Source organism: Pseudomonas sp. NPDC089534 (genome assembly GCF_044749305.1).
Lineage (GTDB): Bacteria > Pseudomonadota > Gammaproteobacteria > Pseudomonadales > Pseudomonadaceae > Aquipseudomonas > Aquipseudomonas ekonensis.
This window is the reverse complement of the sequence record NZ_JBIVHR010000030.1, coordinates 23,382-39,995: the sequence shown is the minus strand read 5'-3', so window position 1 is coordinate 39,995 and position 16,614 is coordinate 23,382. Positions and strand designations below refer to the sequence as shown.

Annotated in this window: 17 protein-coding genes; 10 read left to right on the top strand and 7 right to left on the bottom strand. The window is 63.2% G+C overall.

Annotation, left to right across the window (positions count from 1 at the left end; translation table 11 throughout):
- The 6 genes from glyA to ACIP0B_RS11975 all read left to right on the top strand — a co-directional run.
- The coding region (glyA, locus tag ACIP0B_RS12000) for a serine hydroxymethyltransferase (RefSeq protein ID WP_400832117.1) at nt 1-839 on the top strand (839 nt) is incomplete at its 5' end.
- Nucleotides 840-1,127: 288 nt separating this feature from the next.
- Nucleotides 1,128-1,700 carry a hypothetical protein gene (locus ACIP0B_RS11995; RefSeq protein WP_400832116.1) on the top strand — a complete coding sequence of 191 codons (573 nt, stop codon included), beginning with the start codon at nt 1,128-1,130 and terminating at the stop codon, nt 1,698-1,700.
- A 76-nt stretch (nt 1,701-1,776) separates the two neighbouring features.
- Complete coding sequence (locus tag ACIP0B_RS11990) at nt 1,777-2,331, top strand: hypothetical protein (protein WP_400832115.1); 555 nt, start codon at nt 1,777-1,779, stop codon at nt 2,329-2,331.
- Nucleotides 2,332-2,603: 272 nt separating this feature from the next.
- Complete coding sequence (locus ACIP0B_RS11985; RefSeq protein ID WP_400832113.1) at nt 2,604-3,917, top strand: C4-dicarboxylate transporter DctA; 1,314 nt, start codon at nt 2,604-2,606, stop codon at nt 3,915-3,917.
- Nucleotides 3,918-3,966: 49 nt separating this feature from the next.
- Nucleotides 3,967-4,671: a FadR/GntR family transcriptional regulator gene (locus tag ACIP0B_RS11980; RefSeq protein ID WP_400832112.1), complete on the top strand. Its 705-nt coding sequence runs from the start codon at nt 3,967-3,969 to the stop codon at nt 4,669-4,671.
- Between the two features lie 24 nt (nt 4,672-4,695).
- Nucleotides 4,696-5,406 carry a GntR family transcriptional regulator gene (locus ACIP0B_RS11975; RefSeq protein WP_400832111.1) on the top strand — a complete coding sequence of 237 codons (711 nt, stop codon included), beginning with the start codon at nt 4,696-4,698 and terminating at the stop codon, nt 5,404-5,406.
- Between the two features lie 82 nt (nt 5,407-5,488).
- Here the strand turns inward: ACIP0B_RS11975 and yjiA are convergent, their stop codons facing one another.
- The 3 genes from yjiA to ACIP0B_RS11960 all read right to left on the bottom strand — a co-directional run bounded on the left by yjiA (nt 5,489) and on the right by ACIP0B_RS11960 (nt 8,888).
- Complete coding sequence (gene yjiA / locus ACIP0B_RS11970; protein ID WP_400832109.1) at nt 5,489-6,457, bottom strand: GTPase; 969 nt, start codon at nt 6,455-6,457, stop codon at nt 5,489-5,491.
- A gap of 151 nt (nt 6,458-6,608) precedes the next feature.
- Nucleotides 6,609-6,806 (bottom strand): YbdD/YjiX family protein, encoded by a 198-nt coding sequence (locus tag ACIP0B_RS11965; protein WP_085584123.1) that lies wholly within the window; start codon nt 6,804-6,806, stop codon nt 6,609-6,611.
- 15 nt (nt 6,807-6,821) lie between these two features.
- Nucleotides 6,822-8,888 (bottom strand): carbon starvation CstA family protein, encoded by a 2,067-nt coding sequence (locus tag ACIP0B_RS11960; protein ID WP_400832107.1) that lies wholly within the window; start codon nt 8,886-8,888, stop codon nt 6,822-6,824.
- A 160-nt stretch (nt 8,889-9,048) separates the two neighbouring features.
- Between ACIP0B_RS11960 and ACIP0B_RS11955 the strand changes: the two genes are divergently transcribed.
- Nucleotides 9,049-9,405, top strand: coding sequence for a PilZ domain-containing protein (locus ACIP0B_RS11955; RefSeq protein WP_400832106.1), 357 nt, complete (start codon nt 9,049-9,051; stop codon nt 9,403-9,405).
- Nucleotides 9,406-9,458: 53 nt separating this feature from the next.
- On the opposite strand, the gene radA is transcribed toward ACIP0B_RS11955, so the two are convergent.
- Entirely contained in the window at nt 9,459-10,826 is a 1,368-nt protein-coding gene (gene radA / locus ACIP0B_RS11950) for a DNA repair protein RadA (RefSeq protein ID WP_400832105.1), read from the bottom strand.
- An 84-nt stretch (nt 10,827-10,910) separates the two neighbouring features.
- Nucleotides 10,911-12,452, bottom strand: coding sequence for a catalase KatB (gene katB, locus ACIP0B_RS11945; RefSeq protein ID WP_400832103.1), 1,542 nt, complete (start codon nt 12,450-12,452; stop codon nt 10,911-10,913).
- Between the two features lie 287 nt (nt 12,453-12,739).
- Here katB and mscL point away from each other — a divergent pair, with 287 nt between their 5' ends.
- Complete coding sequence (gene mscL, locus ACIP0B_RS11940) at nt 12,740-13,153, top strand: large-conductance mechanosensitive channel protein MscL (RefSeq protein WP_400832102.1); 414 nt, start codon at nt 12,740-12,742, stop codon at nt 13,151-13,153.
- Between the two features lie 48 nt (nt 13,154-13,201).
- Here mscL and ACIP0B_RS11935 read toward each other — a convergent pair whose 3' ends face one another.
- On the bottom strand, nt 13,202-13,978 hold the full coding sequence (locus ACIP0B_RS11935) for a ferredoxin--NADP reductase (RefSeq protein ID WP_400832100.1): 777 nt from the start codon (nt 13,976-13,978) through the stop codon (nt 13,202-13,204).
- 312 nt (nt 13,979-14,290) lie between these two features.
- Between ACIP0B_RS11935 and ACIP0B_RS11930 the strand changes: the two genes are divergently transcribed.
- Together ACIP0B_RS11930 and ACIP0B_RS11925 are read left to right on the top strand one after the other, a co-directional pair.
- On the top strand, nt 14,291-15,004 hold the full coding sequence (locus ACIP0B_RS11930; RefSeq protein WP_400832099.1) for an autoinducer binding domain-containing protein: 714 nt from the start codon (nt 14,291-14,293) through the stop codon (nt 15,002-15,004).
- Between the two features lie 176 nt (nt 15,005-15,180).
- The gene (locus ACIP0B_RS11925; protein WP_400832097.1) at nt 15,181-16,305 is read left to right on the top strand and encodes a methyltransferase; all 1,125 of its coding nucleotides are present in this window, start codon (nt 15,181-15,183) and stop codon (nt 16,303-16,305) included.
- Nucleotides 16,306-16,375: 70 nt separating this feature from the next.
- On the opposite strand, the gene ACIP0B_RS11920 is transcribed toward ACIP0B_RS11925, so the two are convergent.
- Nucleotides 16,376-16,543: a DUF2474 domain-containing protein gene (locus ACIP0B_RS11920; protein ID WP_400832095.1), complete on the bottom strand. Its 168-nt coding sequence runs from the start codon at nt 16,541-16,543 to the stop codon at nt 16,376-16,378.
- Between the last annotated feature and the right edge of the window lie 71 nt (nt 16,544-16,614).

Below are 16,614 nucleotides of genomic sequence, written 5' to 3'. Positions count from 1 at the left end.
TGTACAACGCCATCCAGTACGGCATCGACGCCAACGGCCTGATCGACTACGACGAAGTCGAGCGCCTGGCGGTCGAGCACAAGCCGAAAATGATCGTGGCCGGTTTCTCGGCCTACTCGCAGGTGCTGGACTTCCCGCGCTTCCGCGAAATCGCCGACAAAGTGGGCGCCTACCTGTTCGTCGACATGGCCCACGTGGCCGGTCTGGTCGCCGCCGGCGTCTACCCGAACCCGGTTCCGTTCGCCGACGTCGTGACCACCACCACCCACAAGACCCTGCGCGGTCCGCGCGGCGGCCTGATCCTGGCGCGCGCCAACGCCGACATCGAGAAGAAGCTGAACTCCGCCGTGTTCCCTGGCGCCCAGGGCGGCCCGCTGGAGCACGTGATCGCGGCCAAGGCGATCTGCTTCAAGGAAGCGCTGCAGCCTGAGTTCAAGGCCTACCAGCAGCAAGTGGTGAAGAACGCCCAGGCCATGGCCGGCGTGTTCATCGAGCGCGGTTTCGACGTGGTTTCCGGCGGTACCCAGAACCACCTGTTCCTGCTGTCGCTGATCAAGCAGGAAATCTCCGGCAAAGACGCCGACGCCGCGCTGGGCAAAGCGTTCATCACCGTGAACAAGAACTCCGTGCCTAACGACCCGCGCTCGCCGTTCGTCACCTCCGGCCTGCGCTTCGGCACCCCGGCCGTGACCACCCGCGGCTTCAAAGAGGCCGAGTGCAAGGAACTGGCCGGCTGGATCTGCGACATCCTGGCCGACCTGAACAACGAAGCGGTGATCGATGCCGTTCGCGAGAAGGTCAAGGCCATCTGCAAGAAGCTGCCGGTGTACGGCGCCTAATAGCAGCCTGAACCGCAGCACGGAAAACCGGCCAAGTGATTGGCCGGTTTTTTTTCGCCCGCCAAAAGCCGTTTCCCTGACTCGCGCCCCTTTCCCCAAGCAACTTTCCTTCATTCCATTCAAGACTTGAAACAACAACGCCCCATTAATGGCGACCACATCAAAGAACCAACTGTTATCGTTCACAAGAATTTCCATCACCAATAAAGTCATCCAGGCAACAACACAAAAACATACAACTACGCCAAACCAGAAAATCACTCATCACTGGAATTCAAGGAAGAATCCATGAGAACAAACAGACAAAACTCTTTCATCGCAACATTAGCGCTGGACACTCACCACGTTAACTTTCTGGGCCAGTTGCACGAAACTCCGGCCATACGCCTGGACACACAGTTTTCCGGTGGTTTCTTCACTGGCGCACCGAAACGGAAAAACGACAGCCACCTGCTGGGCCATCGCTCCCGCCAGGACATCCCCGATCCCGCGCCACTGACGATCTACTTCCGCTGCACGGACGACTATTACCACCTCTACATAAGGTCCCACCCCGTCTACGCAGGACACTGCCTGAGCAAAGACCCTTCCGGTTTCCTCGGGGCCTTCCTCCCGGCGGGCCGCGACACCACCTCCTTCAATCTGCTGAACCTGGACAACCGCGTCATCACGCTGCCGGACCTGACCCGCGACACCCACCTCATCCGGCTCCAGGCACGCAGCGCCCGGCATGTCGGCAGCCTCCGCCGCAGAGGCGCGCCCTACCTGTACCTGGGCGAAACCGACCAGGAAGGCATCGTATTCAAATTGCGGATCATCGAGCGCAACGCCTCGTTCCTGAGCGCCCCGGACGAAGTCTGACCCAGGCCTGCCCGACGCACTTCAACCTCCCGCGACACTGAACTTTTCAACAAACACTCAGAACCCTGAGCATCCTATGAGCACCGACCAGGAAAAATCCTTCATTGCAACTTTCAGTACCCGCCTTGGAAACCCCCATTTTCCAAGACTGACCTACGGCAAGAAAGTCTCGACACTGCGCCCCGACTACGAGCTCTTCACTTTTTCTTCCCACATTGATGTTTCCGACTATTTGTTCCTGAGCCGAAACGTCGCGCCTGACGCACTGACTTTCTATTTCAGGGGCATCGACGACTATTACACGATCTATATATTGACCCCCGGCGACTATCACTACAGAACCGTCAGCAAAGAGCAGAAAGACTTTCTCAACGCCTATGCAACCAAAGACGGCGACCAAACAACTTTCAACTTGCTGGACGCCAACGGCAAGATCATCACCCTGGATCACCTCGACAGCGACACACCCACTGTCCGGATACAGACACGCGCCGGCAAACTCCTTCGGGCCGGCTTGAGCCGCAACGAACTTGATCCGAACGTCGGCACGTTCATCCGCACCGACCGGAACCGAAGCTCAGCCCCACTGGACTTCAAGCTGAACATCCTGCAACGCAATGCGCCTTATTGAGTCGACACCGTACTGACGGCGCTGCGTCCCCGACACCAAGGCCCGGCCCTTCCCGGCCGGGCCCTGCCCACCACAGCACAGACACAAAGACTGGCGGCAACCAACCACTGGTCAGACCGGTCAAGCCAATTTCTCACTTTTCACTTGCAGCCATTCAAAAACAGCGCCTATCCTGCACCCGCACTGGACATACCGGTAAGACCACAATAATTAAGTCCTCAGCCCGTCGCGCCATGCGCAGGGCCGCCAGGACACCGACCAGGATTCCTCCCATGCTCAGATGGTGCTCGCGTTCGATCTTCCTCCAAGTGGTTCTCGGCCTGATGCTCGGCATCGTCTGCGGACTGACCCTTCCTGAATACTCGGCCCAGCTCAAACCGCTGGGCGACGGTTTCATCAAACTGATCAAGATGCTCATCGGCCTGATCGTGTTCTGCGTGGTGGTCAGCGGCATCAGCGGCGCAGGCGACCTGAAGAAGGTCGGGCGCATCGGCCTCAAGTCGGTGATCTATTTCGAAGTCCTGACCACCCTCGCCCTGGTGATCGGCCTGGTGTTCGCCTTCACCACCGGGATCGGCAGCGGCGCCAACATCCACCTGGAGCAGCTGTCCGCCGCCGACATGGGCGACATCGCCGAACGCGGCCAGCACATGCACACCACCACCCAGTTCCTGATGGATCTGATACCGGCATCGGCCCTCGGCGCCTTCGCCGACAACAACATCCTGCAGGTGCTGCTGTTCTCCGTCCTGTTCGGCAGCGCGCTGAACCTGGTGGGCGAGGCGGCCTCCGGGATCTCACGCCTGATCAACGAACTGAGCCACGTGATCTTCCGGATCATGGGCATGATCGTGCGCCTGGCGCCCATCGGCGTGTTCGGCGCCATCGCCTTCACCACCAGCAAGTACGGCCTGGACTCGCTGCAGCACCTGGGCAGCCTGATCGGCCTGTTCTACCTGACCTGCGCGGCGTTCGTGAGCTTGATCCTGGGCCTGGTGATGCGTCTTTCGGGCCTGCGCCTGTGGCCGTTGCTCAAATACCTGCGCGAGGAACTGCTGATCGTGCTCGGCACCGCGTCCTCCGACGCCGTGCTGCCGCAAGTGATGCGCAAGCTCGAACACCTGGGCATCGGCAGCTCCACCGTCGGGCTGGTGATCCCCACCGGCTACTCGTTCAACCTCGACGGCTTTTCGATCTACCTGACCCTGGCCATCGTCTTCATCGCCAACGCCACCGGCACGCCGCTGGCCATGACCGACCTGCTGACGATCCTGCTGGTGTCGCTGATCACCTCCAAGGGCGCCCACGGCATTCCGGGCTCCGCGCTGGTGATCCTGGCCGCGACGCTGACCGCGATTCCGGCGATTCCGGTGGTGGGCCTGGTGCTGGTGCTGGCGGTGGACTGGTTCATGGGCATCGGCCGGGCGCTGACCAACCTCACCGGCAACTGCGTCGCCACCGTGGCCATCGCCCGCTGGGAAAGGGACATCGATGTGCAACGGGCCAACAAGGTGCTCAGCGGCCAGCAGGGCTATACCTTCCAACCGAGAAAACCGGCCGCCCAGGCGGCCGCCAAAGAATTCTGAATGACCGCCGTGCCTGCCGGAACGCAGGCACGGCCCATGGAGCGAACACGTGATTACTACTTCAACCGTCGTCAACTCAGTGGTGGAAAAACTCCGCGCCGCACTGGCCCGGGGCCAATGGCGCTCCGGCGACATGCTGCCGGGCCAGCGCGAACTGGCCGAACAACTGGGCATCAGCCGCCCGAGCCTGCGCGAAGCGGTGACCGTGCTGGAAACCCTGGGCCTGGTGCGCTCGATGCCCGGCAAAGGCGTGGTGGTGCTCGATGCCCAGGCCGAGGAGGCGCACAGCCCCGACAGCGCCGTCGCCCGCGCCAGCCTCGAGGACGTGCTGCAGCTGCGCTACACCTTGGAGCCGTTCATCGTCGGCCTGGTGGCGCAGTCGGTCGGCAGCAAGGAAGTCGGGCAACTGCGCCTGACCCTGATGGACATGCGCGAGGCCCTCGACGCCGGCGACAGCGAAGCCGGGGCCAACGCCTACATCGCCTTCCACGAGGAACTGTTCGCCCTGACCTCCAACCCGATCTTCCAGAGCGTGGTGCAGCAGACCGGCAATGCCCTCAAGCAAAGCGCCGAGGTGCTGCGCAACTCGCCGGAGCATCTGGCCGAACGCCTGGAAGAGAACGAGGCCGTGGTGCGTGCCATCCGCAACCGGAACAGCGCCCAGGCCAGCGCCGAAATGCGTCGGCACATCCTGCGCGAGGGACGGCGGATGGGCATCGAGCTGAACATTCCGGATGACAACCTCGGCAACTGAATCGCTTCACACTGGAGACCGGCCATGAACAGCCTTGCCACGTCGCCGCACACCCGCCGGATGTCGTCGGCCCTGCCCTTCCCCCGCCTGCGGGCACCGGCGGAGGATCTGTATCCGCACGTGTTCGAGGCGATCCTTGAGCAGCGGATCGGGCCTGCGGAGCGCTTCACGGAAGACAGTCTCAAAACGATGTTCGGCGTCAGCCGCGCGCAGGTGCGCCGGGTGCTGACGCAGTTGTCCCATGAACACGTCATTGTGTTGCGCGCCCATCATCGGCCCCGGGTCGCCGAACCCGGGGCCGAGCAGACCCGGCAAGCCCTGCACGCACGGCGCCTGGCCGAAACCACGCTGGTGCGCATGGCGTGCCGCAATGCATCGCCTGACGGGCTCAAGCGCTTGCGGGCCTGTGTGGAGCGCGAGCGCCTGGCCGTGGCGCAAGCGCGTCGCGGTGCGGCGATCCGGCTGTCCGGGGAGTTTCATCTGCTGCTGGCGCAGTTGGCGGGGAATGCGCCGCTGGCGCACTTTCTGGGCAGCCTGGTGCCGTTGACGTCGCTGGCCACCGCACGCAATGCCGGGCAGGCGCCCGAGGGCGACGCATGGCAGGCGCATTTGGCGATCGTCGAGGCGGTGGAAGGCGGGGATGCGGACAAGGCAGCGGTGCTGATGAACCGGTACCTGGACCGTCTGGAAGACAGACTGCTCGCCTCGCCCCGCGAGTGCAGCGCCGTCGGCTAGACCGGCCTCGCGGGCAGCCCGCTTCCGCAGTGGCCGGTGCTGCCCTAAAGTCTGTGGGAGCCTGCCTGCCGGTGCCGCTCCCTCAGCCCGCCATCTCGGCGAACCCCGCCCGGATCTTCTCTTCAGGCAGGTCATCGGCGATGAACACGATCACGCTTTCCCGCACCTCGCCTTCGGCCCATTCGGTGTCCCAGTCGAAACCGTACAGTTTCAGGACGCCCTGGAAGACCAGCCGCCGATCCTCTCCGGCAATGTTCAGCACGCCCTTGTAGCGCAACAGTTGCCGTCCATGCGCTTCCAGCAGCTCGTTCATGAACCCGCTGAGCCGGTCGATGTCCAGCGGCCGGTCGGTGCGCAGCACCAGGCTGGAGATCCGGTCGACGGACGGCGCCTGGCGCACCGGCCGCAGGCTCACCCCGCCGCCCAGGTCGGCATTGAGGTTGAAGCCCCGCACATCGAGCAGTTCGGCCAGGTCGATCCGGCCGTGCTCGACCACACGGATCGGCGCCCGCCGGTTGATCCGCGTCAGCCGCTCGCTCAGGGCGGTGAAGGCGGCTTCGTCCACCAGATCGGTCTTGCTCACCAGCAAACGGTCGGCGAATCCGACCTGCGCCTGGGCGATGGTCTGGGTCAGGTGCACGTCGGCATGCGCGGCGTCCACCAGGGTGATGATGCCGTCGAGCAGGTAACGCTCGCGCAGTTCTTCGTCGATGAAGAAGGTCTGCGCCACCGGCGCCGGGTCGGCCAGGCCGGTGCACTCGATCACCAGCCGGTCGAAGGCGATTTCGCCGCCGTCCAGCCGTTCGAGCAGCAGGTACAGGGCCTTGGTCAGGTCGGTGTGGATGGTGCAGCAGACACAGCCGTTGGCCAGGGTCATGACCTGCACGGGTTCGTCGCCGAGCAACTGGGTGTCGATGCCGGCGTCGCTGAATTCGTTTTCGATCACGGCGATCTTCAGGCCGTGCTCGGCCTTGAGCAGGTGGCGCAGCAAGGTGGTCTTGCCGGCGCCGAGGAAACCGCTGAGCACCGTGACGGGAATGGGAGAGGACAACGCTCGATCTCCTGAAAAGACTCAAAACAAATGTGGGAGCCAGCCTGCCGGCGATGAGGGCGGGTCAGTCGACATCGTTGTCGAATGACTCTGCGCCATCGCCAGCGGGCTGGCTCCCACAGGTTTACCGCGTCGGCCGCAGGCTGTCAGCTCAACAGCACTTCGGCCCGCCCTTGCCGCCGTAACGGGCCTCCTGACGTTCCCGGAAGAACGTCTCGTAGTCCATCACCGGCTTGTCCGGGTGCTTGGTCTGCATATGCTCGACGTAAGTGTCGTAGTCGGGCATGCCGACCATCAGGCGCGCGGCCTGACCGAGGTATTTACCGAGGCGACTCAGGTCATTGAACATGGTGCAATCCTCAGGTTACGCGTCCGGCAGGGCCTGGAACGGCGATTCTTTGTCCGTGCGCTCTTTTTTGCCCCAGGCGGCGATGCCGACCTTGAGCGCATAGAACAGGATGCTGAACACCACGAACAGGAACAGCGCCGTCAGCGTCGCGTTGGTGTAGGCGTTGAAGATCACGTGCTGCATCTGCTCCACGCTCTTGGCCGGCGCGAGCACCTGGCCTGCGGCCAGCGCATCGCTGTACTTCTTGGCCAGCGACAGGAAGCCGATCGCCGGGTTGGCGTCGAATAGCTTGATGAAGCCTGCGGTCGTGGTGCAGATCAGCAGCCAGGCGGCCGGCAGCAGCGTGACCCAGATGTAGCGCTGGCGCTTCATCTTGATCAGCACGACGGTGCCGAGCATCAGGGCGATGCCCGCCAGCATCTGGTTGGAGATGCCGAACAGCGGCCACAGGGTGTTGATGCCGCCCAGCGGATCGATCACGCCCTGGTACAGCAGCCAGCCCCACATCGCCACGCAGCCGGCGGTGGCGATCAGGTTGGCCGTCCAGGACTCGGTGCGCTTGAGCGCCGGCACGAAGGAGCCGAGCAGGTCCTGCAGCATGAAGCGCCCGGCGCGGGTGCCGGCGTCCACGGCGGTCAGGATGAACAGCGCCTCGAACAGGATCGCGAAGTGGTACCAGAACGCCATGGTGTTCTCGCCCGGCAGGACACTGTGCAGGATCTGCGCGATGCCGACCGCCAGGGTCGGTGCGCCGCCGGCACGGGCCAGGATGGTGGTTTCGCCGATGTCGTGGGCCACGGCCTGCAGCGCATCCGGAGTGATGGCGAAGCCCCAGTTGCTGACCGCCGTCGCCACCGCCACCACATCACCGCCGACCACGGCCGCCGGGCTGTTCATGGCGAAGTACACGCCCGGCTCGATCACCGAAGCGGCGACCATGGCCATGATGGCCACGAAGGACTCCATCAGCATGCCGCCGTAGCCGATGTAGCGGGCGTTGGTTTCGTTGTCCAGCAGCTTCGGCGTGGTGCCGGAGGAGATCAGCGCGTGGAACCCGGACACCGCGCCGCAGGCGATGGTGATGAACAGGAACGGGAACAGGCCGCCCTTCCATACCGGGCCGGTGCCGTCGACGAACTGGGTCAGCGCCGGCATTTTCAGCTCGGGCATGGTGACCAGGATGCCGATCGCCAAGGCGATGATGGTGCCGATCTTGAGGAAGGTGGAGAGGTAGTCGCGCGGGGCGAGGATCAGCCACACCGGCAGCACCGCCGCGACGAAGCCGTAGCCGATCAGCATCCAGGTGATCTGCACGCCGGTGAAGGTGAAGGCCTTGGCCCACACCGGATCGGCGGCGACCTGCCCGCCCAGCCAGATCGAGCCCAGCAGCAGCAACACGCCGATCACCGAGATCTCGCCGATGCGGCCCGGACGGATGTAGCGCATGTAGACGCCCATGAACATCGCGATCGGGATGGTCGCCATCACGGTGAAGATGCCCCACGGGCTTTCGGCCAGGGCCTTGACCACGATCAGCGCCAGCACCGCGAGGATGATGATCATGATCAGGAAGCAGCCGAACAGGGCGATGGTGCCGGGGATGCGGCCCATTTCCTCGCGCACCATGTCGCCCAGGGAGCGGCCGTTGCGGCGGGTGGACATGAACAGCACCATGAAGTCCTGCACCGCGCCCGCCAGCACCACGCCGGCGATCAGCCAGAGGGTGCCGGGCAGGTAGCCCATCTGCGCCGCCAGCACCGGGCCGACCAGGGGGCCCGCGCCGGCGATGGCCGCGAAGTGGTGTCCGAAGAGGATGTGTCTGTTGGTCGGCACGTAGTCCAGACCGTCGTTGTTGATCACGGCGGGGGTGGCCCGGCGCGGATCGAGTTGCATCACGTTGTTTGCGATGAACAGGCTGTAGTAGCGGTACGCGACCAGATAGATGGCCACGGCGGCGACCACGATCCACAAGGCGTTGATCGCCTCGCCTCGGCGCAAAGCCACGACGCCCAGGGCGCACGCTCCTACGATTGCCAGCACCAGCCAGGGTAAGTGGCGTAGCGGGCTATTATTATTTTTCATTTTATTATTCCAGCCAGGGTGGACAAGAAAGACAGCCACCCCGAGTTTAGCGCTGTTGGCCGCAAAGACCATACCCGACATTGGTCTGAGGCCGCCTGCGGGGCTGGCCGCGTCCGACAGGGCGGGTCTATAGTCAGCGTACCTTCAAGAGGAGTGCGCCATGAGCGAGCGTCGCCGCTTCAAACGTATTGCGTTCGATGCCAAGACCGAATTGAGCCAAGGCGAGTACATCTGGCCGGTGAAGCTGGTCGACCTGTCGCTCAAGGGGCTTCTGATCGAGAAGCCGCAGCCGTGGCTCGGAAACCCGGATCAGGACTTTTTCGTCAGCATCCACCTGAGCGATGACGTCGAGATCGAGATGGACGCCCAACTGGCGCACGAGGACCGCGGACAGCTGGGGTTTGTCTGCCGGCACATCAGCCTGGAGTCGATCCAGCGCCTGCGTCGGCTGATCGAGCTCAACCTGGCGGACGAGTCCGAGCTTGAGCGCGAACTGGCTGCGCTGATCGAGCTGTGAACACCGTCGTTCCCCGGTAGGCGCCATCTGCTGGCGCCTACAGGGAAACCGGGCTATTCGAACAGCGAATCCAGCGCCTGCTCCAGCCGCGTCACGGCAATGATCTGCAAGCCTTGCGGCGCTTCCTTCGGTGCATTGCCCTTGGGCACGATCGCGCGCTTGAAGCCGTGCTTGGCCGCTTCCTTCAGGCGCTCCTGGCCGCTGGGCACCGGACGCACCTCACCGGACAGGCCGACCTCGCCGAACACCAGCAGGTCGTGGGGCAACGGCCGGTTGCGCAGGCTCGACATGACCGCCGCCATCAACGCCAGGTCCGAAGCGGTCTCCAGCACCTTCACGCCGCCGACCACGTTGAGGAACACGTCCTGGTCGTGGGTCGGGATGCCGCCGTGACGGTGCAGCACCGCCAGCAGCATCGCCAGGCGGTTCTGGTCGAGGCCCAGCGTCACCCGGCGCGGGTTGGCCAGATGGCTGTCGTCCACCAGCGCCTGAACCTCCACCAGCATCGGCCGGGTGCCTTCCCACGTTGCCATCACCACGCTGCCCGGCACTTCTTCCTGGGCACGGGTCAGAAAAATCGCCGATGGGTTGGAGACTTCCTTCAATCCCCTGTCGGTCATGCCGAACACGCCCAGTTCGTTGACCGCACCGAAGCGGTTCTTCACCGCCCGCAGCAAGCGCAGCCGGCCATCGGACTCGCCTTCGAAATACAGCACGGTATCGACCATGTGCTCCAGCACGCGCGGGCCGGCCAGCGCACCTTCCTTGGTGACGTGGCCCACCAGGAAAATCGCCGTGCCGCTCTGCTTGGCGTAACGCACCAGCAGCGCCGCGCTCTCGCGCACCTGAGACACGCCGCCCGGCGCCGATTGCAGCTGTTCGGTAAAGATCGTCTGAATCGAGTCGATCACCATCACCCGCGGCTTTTCCTGTCGGGCCGTGGCGATGATGCTTTCGATGCAGGTCTCGGTCATCACCCGCAGTTGGTCCTGCGGCAAGCCCAGGCGCCGGGCGCGCATCGCCACCTGCTGCTGGGACTCTTCGCCGGTGACGTACAGGGCCGGCATGCTGCGGGCCAGGTTGCACAGGGTCTGCAGCAGGATCGTCGATTTGCCGATGCCGGGATCGCCGCCGATCAGCACCACCGAACCGTCCACCAGACCGCCGCCCAGCACCCGGTCCAGCTCGCCGGAGGCGGTGGTGAAGCGCGGAACCTCTTCGACGCTGACTTCGGCCAGCGTCTTGATCTGCGCCTGCTGCCCCGCCCAGCCGGTGCGGCCGCTCGGCGCCGCCGCCCCGCCGCTCTCGACCAGGGTTTCGGTCAGGGTGTTCCAGGCACCGCACTCGCCGCACTGCCCTGCCCACTTGGGAAAGGTGGCGCCGCACTCGGTGCAGCCGTACATGCGCTTGGCCTTGGCCATCTGAACCCCCGGCAAAAACCGCGATGATAACGCAGCCGCGACCGATGGGCGCAGCGGCGCTCATCGGTCGGCAGCGTTCAGGCTTCAGTCCGCCAGGTTGGCCGCCAGCGCCTTGACCCGCGCCAGGTCGCCCTTGGCCACTTTCGCCACGCCGGTGCCGTACTCGGGATCGGCCTTGTACAGGAAAGACAGGATGATGTGCTTGCTCTCGTCATCCGCACCCGCCAGAGAGGCGCCGAAGCTGTCGATCAGGTCCTGGCGCTCCTGCCGGCTGTACGAGCGGTACAGATCGCCTGCCTGCCGGAAGTTCTGCTCGCGCTGGATCTTCGCCTGCTGGGTGCTGCCCTGCAGGGCCGCCTGGCTGTAGCGCGCATCCGGCGTCTCCTCGCGGGGCAGCAGACGGCTCGGCTGATAGTTCACGCCGGAACGGCTGGCGCCGGCATTCATCGCACCGTCCTGGTTGCCGTTGTTCACGGCGACTTTGGGCGCGTTGATCGGCAACTGCATGGCATTGGCGCCGATACGGTGAAGTTGCGTATCCGAATAAGCGAAGACCCTGCCCTGCAACAAACGGTCTTCGGAAGGCTCGATGCCGGGCACCAGGTTACTTGGCGCCATGGCAACTTGTTCGGTTTCCTGGAAGACGTTCGACGGATTGCGGTTCAACACCATTTGTCCAACTTTTCGCTCAGCAACACCGGGCCAGATCTTGGTTGCGTCAAGAGGATCGAAGTCAAACTTGGACAAGTCTTCAGGTTTTAGCACCTGAATGTACAAGTCCCATTTTGGAAAGTTGCCCTTTCCAATATTGGCCACCAAGTCATGGGTCATGTGACTGTAGTCTTGCCCCTGAACTTTCACGACCTGTTCCGGCGTCAGGTTCTTGATGCCCTGCAAACTTTTCCAGTGAAACTTCACGTAGTGAACTTCACCCTTTGCGTTGACCAACTTATAGGCATGCACACTGTTGCCGTCCATTTCCCGGTAACTGGCCGGGGTACCGGAGTTGGAATACAGCTCCGTCAGGGTGCGTGTCGCTTCCGGCACATGGGAAAAGAAGTCGAAGCGCCGCGAATCGTCGTCCAGGTTGGTGCGCGGATCCGGCTTGAACGCGTGCACCATGTCCGGAAACTTGATCGCATCGCGGATGAAGAAGGTCGGGAAATTGTTGCCGACCAGATCCCAATTGCCGTCGGCCGTGTAGAACTTGGTGGCGAAGCCGCGCGGATCGCGCAGGGTTTCCGGGGAATGGTTGCCGTGCACCACCGATGAGAAGCGCACGAAGACCGGGGTGACCTGACCTGCGGCGAAGACCTTGGCCTTGCTCAGGTCGCTGAGGTCGCCGGTCGCGGTGAACGTGCCGTGGGCGCCGGTGCCGCGGGCGTGCACCACCCGCTCCGGAATGCGCTCGCGGTCGAAGCGCTGGAGCTTCTGGATCAGTTGCACGTCCTGCAGCAGCACCGGGCCATTGGCCCCGGCGGTCTGCGAGTTCTGGTTGTCGCCGACCGCTGCGCCGTTGTCGCGGGTCAACGGGGCGGCGCTGACGGAAAGGGTCAGCAGGCTGGCGGTGAGCGCAGCGAAAGTGCGGCGGGCGGGCAATGCCCCAAGGCCAAGTGCGGAAGTCATGTGCGGTTCCTCTGTCTTTTCGAAGGCGCATCCAGGTGCGCCGGTCAGAGGCTAGAGAACCGTTCCTTCAAACATAAATAGAAAATTCGCAACGCCATGATTGACAGATTTTTCTTCCGGATCAGCGGTTTACGGTCTATTTCCCGCGCGATTAGTGGCACTTTGCAAACTAATCGTCGAAAGATGTGTCGATAAAAGCGAGCATTGTAAGAAGGTGTTTCGCGCAGGCCGCGTTTCACTGATTTACACTGCCAACACCAACCTCATCTGTAACAAGGAAATAACCTATGGGCGTGCTAAGTGAGTTCAAGGCCTTTGCGGTCAAAGGCAATGTGGTCGACATGGCCGTCGGTATCATCATCGGTGCCGCCTTCGGCAAAATTGTCTCGTCCTTTGTCGGCGACGTGATCATGCCCCCGATCGGTATGCTGATCGGCGGCGTGGATTTCAGTGACCTGGCCATCACACTCAAGGCCGCCGAGGGCAGTGCGCCCGCCGTGGTGATGGCCTATGGCAAGTTCATCCAGAGCATCCTGGACTTCATCATCGTCGCCTTCGCCATCTTCATGGGCGTCAAGGCCATCAACCGCCTGAAGCGCGAAGAGGCCGTGGCCCCGAGCCTGCCGCCTGTGCCGACCAAGGAAGAGGAACTGCTGGGCGAGATCCGCGACCTGCTCAAGGCCCAGAACAACCGGCCCTGAAGCGTTGCGCAATGAACGGAAGAACGGCGCCCTCGGGCGCCGTTTTCCTTACCAGTAGTTCTCCACCGCCACCTGCCCCGGACGCCGGGTGAGGCTCAGGCTCATGTGCCGCCCCTTGAGCAGGGCCCGGGTGTCATCGATCATCTGCGGATTGCCGCACAGCATGACCCGCGAGTGCTCGGGCGACAGTTCCAGGCCCGCCGCACGCTCCAGTTCGCCGTTCTCGATCAGGGTGGTGATGCGCCCGTTGAGGGCGCCGGCGTGCGGTTCCCGCGTCACCACCGGAAGGAAACGGAACTTGTGCGCATACGGCGCCAGGTATTCCCGCTGCGTCAGACCGGCGATCAGCGGCTGATAGGCCAGTTCCCGCGCCTCCCGCACGCTGTAGACCAGGACGATCCGCTCGAACCGCTCCCAGGCGTCGAAATCCTGCAGGATCGACAGGAACGGCGCCACGCCCGTGCCGGTGGACAACAGCCACAGATCCCGGCCGCCGACAAAACGGTCCAGGGTCAGGTAACCGAAGGGCTGGCGCTCCACCAACAGGGAGTCGCCTTCGCGCAGGCGGCTCAACTCGCTGGTGAACTCCCCGCCCGGCACCACGATCGAGAAGAACTCCAGAAACTCGTCGAACGGCGAAGACACCATCGAATAGGCCCGCCACACCGTGCTGCCGTCGGCCTTGGTCACGCCCAGGCGGGCGAACTGCCCGGCGCGGAAACGAAAGCCCGGATCACGGGTGGTGCGCAACGTGAACAGACTGGGGGTCAAGGGCTGTACGTCAAGCAAGGTCTGGCGGGTGAACTTGTCTGCGCTGGCGGTCATGGGCCACTCCAATCAACGATGAGCCCCAGTGTCTCGCAAAGTCATCCGGTAATACACCGACAATTAATAGTGTTATTTGCACAAATAGCAATTTCCCTCATTTGCGGACAAACGGTTCATCACCCGTTAGTTCTTTAGATGACCAGTTAAATGCACAGCCGTAGAGCGACCTAATAACACTTTATGCCTATATATAATTCTTAAAGAGCAAAAAAATCCGCACTTGGTGTAAGAATCGTCCTACACTCCGGAGCGTGCCACTTGCTTGGATCCAAGTCGCACCCCCGCGAAACACCTTACGGAGAGTCTGTAATGGAAATGTGGAAGGAGTCGCAGTTAAAGCAACTGACTTTTGCCAAGGAAATAGATACCGCGTACCCGATCCTGTTGAGATTTGCCGAAAACATCGGCTTCAACTTCTGTGCTATCTCAGTGACATCACTGCGCCGGGAAACGCCATTCAATACCTTGAAAATCAATAACTACCCAAGCGCCTGGAACACACACTATGAACAAGAAAACTATGTAGACTCGGACCCAGTAGTAGCACACTGCAATCGCTCCATGTTGCCCATTGTCTGGAACGAAGAACTGTTCTCAAAGACTCCGAAGTTGTGGAACGCCATGCTGGATCATGAATTGCAGCATGGCTGGTCACAATCGTTCCACCACGAGGAATCCGGACTCTGCAGCATCCTGAGCCTGGGCCGAAAGCATTGCCCGATCAGCCCGCTCGAGCTGTACGAACACTTCGGCTACATGTTCTACGTCACCAGCCACTTGAGCGAAATGCTTGCCCGGACACTGCCCAGGAAACCGCCCGGCGCCCGCCAACCGCACTTGTCGGCGCGCGAACTGGAAGTCCTGAAGCTGTCGGCCGCCGGCAAGACCGCGTATGAAATCGCCCGCATCCTCAGCCTGAGCGAACGCACCGTGAACTACCACGTGCAGAACGTCATCGAGAAGCTCAACGTGTGCAACAAGATCTCCGCCGTCATCGCCGCCGCGCGGGCCGGGATCATTTGAGAGGCTGCCCGTCGCCGCCCCCCGAAAACTTGCAGGTAATCGCATCCAAAAAAACGTACCATTCGCAACCTTCCCGAGTGATGACGTGAATGCCACGCCGCAGTCCGCTCGGAGGGTTCCGCCGCACCACACTCCGGGCCGCGGGACACCCGATGAACGCCCAGAGTCCCCGCCCCATGCCTTTGCTCGATACTCCCTTCGCCCGTCTCGACCTGATCCGCCAGCCCGAACAGCAGAATGAACCGCTGCAGGCGTTCGATGCGGCCGACGAGTACCTGCTCAATCACCTGGCCGAACAGCAGCCGACACCGGACACGCGGGTGTTGGTGCTCAACGACAGTTTCGGCGCTCTGGCCATCAGCCTGGCAGGCAAGGTGAACGTCAGCAGCAGCGGCGATTCTTGTCTGGCCTTTCAAGGCCTTGAGAAAAACCTGACCCGCAACGGCCTGCCGTTCGACGCCGTGCGCGGCATACCGGCCAGCGAACCGCTGACCGGGCCGTTCGACCGGGTGCTGATCCGCGTGCCGAAGACCCTGGCGCTGCTGGAGGAACAGCTGATCCGCCTGCAGGGTCAGCTCGCCCCCGGCGCGCAGGTGGTGGCGGCGGCGATGATCAAGCACTTGCCCCGCGCGGCCGGCGATCTGCTGGAGCGCTACGTCGGTCCGGTGCAGGCTTCGCTGGCGGTGAAGAAAGCCCGCCTGCTGATCGCCACGCCCGAAGCCCGGACAGCGGCGACATCCCCCTACCCCACCCGCTACCGACTCGACGAGCCGGCCATCGAGCTGCTCAACCACGCCAACGTGTTCTGCCGCGACGGGCTGGACATCGGCACCCGCGCCTTCCTGCCGCACCTGCCGAAGAACCTCGGCGGCGCGCGGGTGGCGGACCTGGGCTGCGGCAACGGCGTGCTGGCCATCGCCAGCGCCCTGCAGAACCCCGATGCCCAATACACGCTGGTGGACGAATCGTTCATGGCCGTGCAGTCGGCCCGCGAGAACTGGCGGGCGGCCTTGGGCGAGCGTGACGTGACCGTGCGCGCCGCCGACGGCCTGGCCGGCCAGCCGGCGCAATCGCTGGACGCGGTGCTGTGCAACCCGCCGTTCCATCAGCAGCAGGTGGTCGGCGATTTCCTCGCCTGGCGCATGTTCCAGCAGGCGCGCGAGGCGCTGGTGACGGGCGGTGCGCTGTACATTGTCGGCAACCGCCACCTGGGCTATCACGCCAAGCTGGCGCGGCTGTTCCGGGGCGTCGAACAAGTGGCGGCCACGCCCAAGTTCGTGATCCTCAAGGCACGCAAGTAATCCAGGCAAAAAAAAGCCCTCCAGGCGGAGGGCTGCAAAACCGTGCCTCGCGGCAACGGGACGGGATGATTCAGTGGGTGGTCAGGCCTGCGGCGTTCATGAACAGGCGCATCAGGCTGGCGGCAATGAACAGGGCGCCGACGCTGCCGACCCAGATCAGGGCCAACCAGCCGAGCCGCTGCCACAGCGGCTTTTTTTCGGCTTCTCGAATGTCGTGCAGCGAAGGTTTGCCGGACATTGCATGGATCCTCAGTCGATTCGGTGGCGCCTGCCCGGACGCCGTCGCGGGCAGGCTCATTTCTGCGCAGG